General features: G+C 74.5%; 4 protein-coding genes. 1 reads left to right on the top strand and 3 read right to left on the bottom strand.

The window, feature by feature from the left end:
- Window positions 1-46: 46 nt before the first annotated feature.
- The 3 genes from ACFU7Y_RS40970 to ACFU7Y_RS40960 all read right to left on the bottom strand — a co-directional run bounded on the left by ACFU7Y_RS40970 (window position 47) and on the right by ACFU7Y_RS40960 (window position 2902).
- The gene (locus tag ACFU7Y_RS40970) at window positions 47-418 is read right to left on the bottom strand and encodes an ATP-binding protein (protein WP_380771485.1); all 372 of its coding nucleotides are present in this window, start codon (window positions 416-418) and stop codon (window positions 47-49) included.
- 227 nt (window positions 419-645) lie between these two features.
- Window positions 646-1803: an adenosine deaminase gene (locus tag ACFU7Y_RS40965; protein WP_224277899.1), complete on the bottom strand. Its 1158-nt coding sequence runs from the start codon at window positions 1801-1803 to the stop codon at window positions 646-648.
- A 130-nt stretch (window positions 1804-1933) separates the two neighbouring features.
- Window positions 1934-2902, bottom strand: coding sequence for a LysR family transcriptional regulator (locus ACFU7Y_RS40960; protein ID WP_224277901.1), 969 nt, complete (start codon window positions 2900-2902; stop codon window positions 1934-1936).
- A 92-nt stretch (window positions 2903-2994) separates the two neighbouring features.
- Here ACFU7Y_RS40960 and ACFU7Y_RS40955 point away from each other — a divergent pair, with 92 nt between their 5' ends.
- Complete coding sequence (locus tag ACFU7Y_RS40955; protein ID WP_380771482.1) at window positions 2995-4287, top strand: MFS transporter; 1293 nt, start codon at window positions 2995-2997, stop codon at window positions 4285-4287.
- The last annotated feature ends 22 nt before the right edge of the window (window positions 4288-4309 follow it).

Raw genomic sequence — 4309 nt, 5'->3', positions numbered from 1 at the left:
GGAGATCCCGGGGCGGGCGGCCCGTCGCCGTGCCGTCGGTTCCGGCTCAGCCGGTCAGGCCGGGGAGGCCCGGAAGGATGCCGGTCAGCCCGCCGATCGGGGTCTTGTCCAGGCCCGGGATGGTCGGGACGGCGGCGCGCTGCCGGGTGACGCCGGCCAGCGGGGTGTCGCCGGTGGGGACGGCCTTGCCGATGGTCGGGGCGAGGGTGCCCAGCGTGCTGGTGACCTTGTCGGCGGCGGGCAGCTTGGCGGCGGTGTCGGTGACCGCGCCGGTCACCGCGGGGTTCGTCAACGCGCCGGTGGGCAGCCCGAGGCCGCCGGCCGCCTGGCCGTCGGCCGCGGAGGCGGTACCGGCGCCGACCGCCGCGATGGCGATGCCGAGCGCCGCGGTGCCGGCGGCCTTGAGAGCCTGCTTCATGGTTGGTCCTCTTCGGGTCCTCGTCGGTGGCCGACTTCACGCACGGGAGCGGCGGACGGGCGACCGCCGCCGCGACCTGTCGGCAATGACGGGCACACCGTAGTGAGCCGACCACGCGGGAGCCAAAGAGCGTTCACTCACCCGAGTGAGTAGTCGGATGAACGACAACTCCATTGCAGGAACGTGGCGTTCATCCGACCGCGAGGCCCGGTCGCGCCCCCGGCGGCTCAGTTGGAGCCGGCGCCCACGCTGAACAGCCACTCCGCCTTCAGCTCGGCGTAGCCCGGCTTGATCACGTCGTTGATCATCGCCAGCCGCTCGTCGAAGGGCAGGAACGCGGACTTCATCGCGTTCACCGTGAACCACTCCAGGTCGCCCAGGGTGTAGCCGAAGGCCTCCACCACGTGGCCGAACTCCCGGCTCATGCTGGTGCCGCTCATCAGCCGGTTGTCGGTGTTCACGGTGACCCGGAACTTCAGCCGGCTGAGCAGCCCGATCGGGTGCTCGGCGTACGAGGAGGCGGCGCCGGTCTGGATGTTGGAGGTCGGGCACATCTCCAGCGGGATGCGCTTGTCGCGCACGTACGCGGCCAGCCGGCCGAGCTCGACCGCGCCGTCCTCGCCCACCGTGATGTCGTCGACGATCCGCACGCCGTGGCCGAGCCGGTCGGCGCCGCAGCACTGCAGGGCCTCCCAGATCGACGGCAGGCCGAAGGCCTCGCCCGCGTGGATGGTGAAGTGGTTGTTCTCGCCCTTGAGGTAGTCGAAGGCGGCCTGGTGGCGGGTGGGCGGGTAGCCGGCCTCGGCACCGGCGATGTCGAAGCCGACCACGCCCCGGTCCCGGTAGCGGTTGGCCAGTTCGGCGATCTCGGTGGAGCGGGCGGCGTGCCGCATCGCGGTCAGCAGGGTGCCGACGCGGATCCGGTGGCCGGCCTTGCGGGCGTTGGCCTCGCCGAGGCGGAAGCCCTCCTGGACGGCTTCGACGACCTCGTCCAGGCTCAGCCCGGCCTCCAGGTGCTGCTCGGGGGCGTAGCGGACCTCGGCGTACACGACGCCGTCGGCGGCCAGGTCCTCGGCGCAGTCCGCGGCGACCTTGATCAGCGCCTCACGGGTCTGCATCACGGCGCAGGTGTGCGCGAAGGTCTCCAGGTAGCGGACCAGCGAGCCGGAGTCGGCGGCCTCGCGGAACCACTCGCCGAGTTCCTTGGGGTCGGTGGTGGGCAGGCCCTGGTAGCCGCAGGCGGCGGCCAGTTCGACCACGGTCTCCGGGCGCAGCCCGCCGTCCAGGTGGTCGTGCAGGAGGACCTTCGGCGCGCGGCGGATCTGGTCGGAGGTGGGGATGCGCGGGCCGGTGCCCGCGGTGGTGACGGGGATCTGCTGTTCCATTGCGGAAATATAGCCCCTACGCGCGTAGACCGACCACCGCGAACACCGCCGGATGGTCCAAACTCCACCCGGAATTCCACCGCCCGGTCCATACGATCCACCAAAGCGTCAGTCGGCCGGAGCGGCGCCGTCAGTCGTGCTGCAACAACCGCCCGCGCCGGGAGAGCACGAAGTCCCGGAACGCCTCCGCCGGCGGGGTCAGCGGCCGCCCGGCCGCCCACGCCAGCCCGATCGCCCGCCGGGTGCGCGGCGACGTCACCTCCAGCTCCACCACCCCCGGCCGCGGCACCAGCGCCGGCGGCAGCAGCGCCACCCCGAGCCCGGCCGCCACCAGCCCGCGCAGCGTCTCCGCCTCCTCCCCCTCGAACGCCAGCCGGGGGACGAACCCGGCCTGCGCGCAGAAGCCGTCCGTGATCACGCGCAGCCCGTACCCCCGCTCCAGCCCGACGAACGGTTCCTCCGCCACCTCGGCCAACCGGATCCGCCGCCGCCCGGCCAGCCGGTGGTCCGCCGGGACGACCAGGTGCAGCCGCTGCTCCTCCAGCGGGCGGGCGGCGAAGGCCGGGTCGTCCGGCAGCGGCGCGACCAGGCAGAGGTCCAGCTCCCCGGCCCGCAGCCGCTCCAGCATCGCCGCACCGTAGTCCTGCACCAGCTGGAACCGCACCCGCGGGTGCGCCGCGCGGAAGCCGCGCAGCAGCGCCGGCACCGCGTCCGGCCCCATCGTGTGCAGGAAGCCGAAGGCCACCAGTCCCACCGCCGGGTCCGCCTCCGCCCGGGCCGCCGCCGCGCCGCGCTCGACCTCGGCCAGCGCCCGCTCCACCGAGGCCAGCAGCAGCCGGCCCGCCCTGGTCAGCCGGACGGTCCGGCCCTGACGGGCCAGCAGGCCCACCCCCAGTTCCTCCTCCAGCCGGGCCACCGCGCGCGACAGCGTCGGCTGCGGCACCCCGAGCAGCGCGGCCGCCTGGGTCACGTGCTCCAGCCGGGCCACCGCCGCGAACTGGGCCAGCCGGGGCGCCAGCAGCACGGCCGGCTCCTCCGGCCCCAACTCGGCCGCCCGGTACCGCTGCTCGCCACCGTCCGCCTGCTCCGGACCCGACATAGCGCCACCACCTCGACTCATACGCCAGTGCATCGATCATCCACGCTTCATGCATTGGACGCATCAACGGCGTCGGGCCTACGGTCGACGTCATGCAGCCCGCCGATACCAGGGCATCCGTGACCTCCCCGGATGCCCCCGCCACCGCCCCCTCCTGCGCCGCCACCGCGGACGACCGCCACCGCCCCGGCCAGCGCGCCTTCCGCCGCGCCAACCTCGCCCTGTTCGCCGCCGGGGTAGCGACCTTCGTCCTGCTCTACTCCACCCAGGGCCTGCTGCCGATCCTCTCGGCCGACCTCGACCTCACCCCCGGCCAGGCCAGCTGGACGGCCTCCGCCGCCACCCTCGGCCTCGCCCTCGGGCTGCTCCCGGCCAGCGCGCTCTCCGACAGGTACGGCCGCACCGCGGTGATGACGGCCTCCACCCTCGCCGCCTCCGCACTCGCCCTCGCACTGCCCTTCGCGCCGGACCTCACCGCCCTCGTCGCCCTGCGGGTCCTCCAGGGCGTCGCCCTCGCCGGACTCCCGGCCACCGCCATGGCCTACCTCGCCGAGGAGGTCCACCCCAGCGCGCTGCCCTCCGCGATGGGCCTGTACGTGGCCGGCAACAGCATCGGCGGAATGGGCGGGCGGCTGCTCTCCGGCTGGACCGCCGCCGGGCTCGGCTGGCGCTGGGGGCTCGCCGCCTCCGCCGTCCTCGCCCTGCTCGCCACGCTCGCCTTCCGGCTGCTGATCCCCGCCGCCCGGCACTTCACGCCGGCCCCGGTCGACGCCCGCGCACTCGCCCGGACCGTCGGACGGCACCTGCGCAACCCGCTGCTGGTGCGGCTGTACGCGCTCGGGATGCTGTTCATGGCGGTGTTCGGCGCGGTCTACAACACCGTCGGCTACCGGCTGATCGCCGCGCCGTTCCACCTGCCGGAGTCAATCGCCGCCTCGATCTTCGTGGTCTACCTGGTCGGCACCGGCACCTCCGCCGCGGCCGGCCGGCTCTCCGGCCACCTCGGCCGGCGCGGCGCCCTCTACGTCTCCATCGGCGTGACCGCGGCCGGCCTGCTGCTCTCCCTCGCCGAGTCCCTGGTCTGCGCCCTGCTCGGCCTGGTCCTGATCACCGCCGGCTTCTTCGCCGGCCACGCCACCGCCTCCTCCTCGGTCGGCCGCACCGCCACCGAGGGCCGCGCCCAGGCCTCCGCCCTCTACCTGATCGCCTACTACCTCGGCAACAGCCTCGGCGGCACCCTCGGCGCCGACGCCTACCACGCCACCGGCTGGCCCGGCGCCGCCACCGTCGGCCTCACCGCCATGGCCCTCGCCGCCGCCGTCACCCTCTACGCCACCCGCCGGGCCCACGCCGCCCGGCGCTCAACACCCGCTGTCCGGGCCTGAGCACGCGGAAGAGCCCGTATCC

Source organism: Kitasatospora sp. NPDC057542, assembly GCF_042801945.1.
Taxonomy (GTDB): Bacteria; Actinomycetota; Actinomycetes; order Streptomycetales; family Streptomycetaceae; genus Kitasatospora.
Note: the sequence above shows the minus strand (reverse complement) of the source record. Positions and strands in the feature narration are given on the sequence as shown.

Excerpts from the sequence above, each read along its gene's own strand:
- ACFU7Y_RS40965 (WP_224277899.1), bottom strand. The coding sequence starts at position 1,803 with ATGGAACAGCAGATCCCCGTCACCACCGCGGGCACCGGCCCGCGCATC.
- ACFU7Y_RS40960 (WP_224277901.1), bottom strand. The coding sequence starts at position 2,902 with ATGTCGGGTCCGGAGCAGGCGGACGGTGGCGAGCAGCGGTACCGGGCG.
- ACFU7Y_RS40970 (WP_380771485.1), bottom strand. The coding sequence starts at position 418 with ATGAAGCAGGCTCTCAAGGCCGCCGGCACCGCGGCGCTCGGCATCGCC.
- ACFU7Y_RS40955 (WP_380771482.1), top strand. The coding sequence starts at position 2,995 with ATGCAGCCCGCCGATACCAGGGCATCCGTGACCTCCCCGGATGCCCCC.